3 protein-coding genes are annotated in these 2481 nt (G+C 60.5%); 2 read left to right on the plus strand and 1 reads right to left on the minus strand.

Annotated elements, in window-relative coordinates:
- Positions 1 to 265 precede the first annotated feature (265 nt).
- Positions 266 to 721 (plus strand): iron-sulfur cluster assembly scaffold protein, encoded by a 456-nt coding sequence (locus VJV58_RS09850; RefSeq protein WP_324137151.1) that lies wholly within the window; start codon positions 266 to 268, stop codon positions 719 to 721.
- Between the two features lie 5 nt (positions 722 to 726).
- On the opposite strand, the gene VJV58_RS09855 is transcribed toward VJV58_RS09850, so the two are convergent.
- Positions 727 to 1641, minus strand: a complete 915-nt coding sequence (locus VJV58_RS09855; RefSeq protein ID WP_324137152.1) for a hypothetical protein — start codon at positions 1639 to 1641, stop codon at positions 727 to 729.
- Positions 1642 to 1879: 238 nt separating this feature from the next.
- Between VJV58_RS09855 and yidD the strand changes: the two genes are divergently transcribed.
- Entirely contained in the window at positions 1880 to 2218 is a 339-nt protein-coding gene (gene yidD / locus VJV58_RS09860; protein WP_414641464.1) for a membrane protein insertion efficiency factor YidD, read from the plus strand.
- The last annotated feature ends 263 nt before the right edge of the window (positions 2219 to 2481 follow it).

The raw sequence follows: 2481 nt of genomic DNA on the forward strand, positions 1-2481 counted from the left end.
GCTTGCCCGCGCGTAGAGATTTGATCAATGCGTCCATATCGACTCCGTTCGACCGGCCTCAAATCACCGGAGTGTCACCGGCAGACGGGGCGATTGCCGCCGGACGCCTGATCCCTGCAGTACTAACGCTCACCCTGCCCAATCTGTTCGATTCGGCGTGGCTCACCGGCAGCCGGACTGTATTTCCGCTGGTTCCCCCCATATATAAGTCGGACGTCATCGCCCGCCAAGGGCGTTCAGGCCGAGAGCCCGAGACCCCAACCTTATGCTGAACGACATCTACAACAAGCGCATCATCGAACTGGCGGGCAACATTCCTCGGATCGGGCGGCTCGCCGCACCGGACGCGAGCGCTACGGCGCATTCCAAGCTGTGCGGCTCGACTGTGAAGGTCGATATCAAAATGGAAGGGCCTGTGGTCACCGACTTTGCCCATGACGTGAAGGCCTGCGCACTGGGACAGGCCTCCTCCTCGATCATGGCCCGGCACGTGGTCGGCTCGAACGCCGACGAACTTCGGCAATTGCGCGAGACGGTACGCAAGATGCTGAAGGAAAATGGCAGTCCGCCCGAGGGCAAATGGAGCGAAATAGCCCTGCTCGAGCCGGTGCGCGACTACAAGGCACGGCATGCCTCGACCATGCTGACCTTCGACGCCGTGGTCGATGCGATCAACCAGATCGAGGCCAAGTCAAAGCAGCCGGCGTCAGCTCAGGGTTGAGTGCACTACTTGGCCGGCGCGGTCTTCGCAACGCTGCCCGTGGGAGCCAATGCTTCGGCCGTCTTGGTGGATTTCGCCGCTTGTGAATCTGTGGCGACGTCCGCCGCGCTGCCGACAAACCGATCCTGAACCGGTTTTGTGACGAGTCCTGCCACTGGGGTGTTGGGCGCGTCAAACCGTGGTGGGAACACCTCGGCAACCGCATCGGTGGTCGTAAGGTTCGTCAGCCGCAATTCTTCCCGTGACAATTCGTGTAGGTCTTCCCATGGCGGCACGTTGAGCGACAGCGACAGCAAATCACCGGCGCCACCCATATCAAAAGTGTATTTGGCGAGCCGGCCGATGTCGCGTTCCACGATCATCATGTCCTGGGCGGTGTAGCTGGCCGCCTTGGCATCGTCGGCGCGATCCCCCATCCAGATCTGATGCACGCGGACATGCGCGCGATCGGGCACGTACCGCGTTTTGCCCGAGAGCAGCAGATATACGCACATCGATTCACAATAGGCGGCCGGATCAATCGTGGCGCGGCCTTGCGCGGAGTCTGCATTAACGCTGGTGCCGACCGTGGTCAGCAGGCCCAGATTGCGCCAGCGCCGACCGAGCGCGATCGAGTCGTTGACGGAGCCCCCGCTTGAATCAAGCACAATGGTCGCTCCACCGAGCTGACGTCCGCGGGCAAAGTCGTCGAAATCCTTCGGACTGTCCGCGGTCACGATTCCGACAGCGCTGACCCAGCCTCGACAATTCGGCTGGCACCCGACCCAGCTAAATCGCATCGGCAATTTACGCTGTTCAAGAGTAGCGCCTGCGCGCGCCGAACCGACTTGCGTAGCGATAATACCGGGCAATGCGATGCAAATCGCGGCGGCGGTGAGCAATGCCCATCCGCGAAATCTTGACGAACTTCCGAGTCTCAATTTGGATCCTTCCCCTCACGCCGAAACGATCTGGCAATGGCCCCACGTGAACGCCGCGATTCGCTTAATGCTGGCGTGCCAAAAGGGTACCGCTGGCAAGCGTTATGGTCCATAGAACCTTTGCTGCACCGCCGTCCGGACCATTGATATTTCTAAAACTGTGGCACAATTACTTCCGCAATGAAGTTCCATGCCGGGGAACCGAGCAAAAGTTCGCTTATCTTTGTAGCAACTGCCTGTGAAACACTCGCTGCAAGAAAGTTGTGTTGAATGCGGCAGCGCCTTGGGGCGGTTCCCGCGCAACGGCGCGCGCGCACTGATCTGGATTTACCGGCACACACTTTCCCCATTGGTCGGCTACAACTGCCGTCATCTGCCTACTTGCTCGGTCTACGCCGATGAAGCCATTGCACGCTTCGGTCTATGGGGAGGCGGATGGATGACGCTTGCACGGCTGTTGCGCTGCCAGCCGTGGGGGACGTCGGGGATCGACAACGTGCCACTGACAACCCCGCCGGGTGCACGCTGGTATCTGCCCTGGCGGTTCGGGAGATGGCGCGGCGTCAACGGTCCGTGACACAGAAGATGCTGCACCGCTTTCAGCCGAAATGCGCATTGATGCTATAGGAACCGCGGCATAGGTCGGAAATTGGTCTCATGCGATGATACGTGCATGCGACGACGAGGACCCGATCAATGCGCTGGAAAACCAGCGGGGGTCACGATCCCAGACACATCGACCTACTGGCGGCTGTTGCGCTGCTCGTCTTGATACTGGCCCTCTGGAGAGTCTTCAGCGGCGCTCCGGACAAGCCCAGCACCACCGCGTTCATCGTGCCC

The sequence above is a fragment of the Bradyrhizobium sp. genome, from assembly GCF_035273305.1.
Lineage (GTDB): Bacteria > Pseudomonadota > Alphaproteobacteria > Rhizobiales > Xanthobacteraceae > Bradyrhizobium.

What these genes read in the sequence shown, in the direction of transcription:
- VJV58_RS09850 (WP_324137151.1), top strand. Translation starts at nt 266, where the DNA reads ATGCTGAACGACATCTACAACAAGCGCATCATCGAACTGGCGGGCAAC.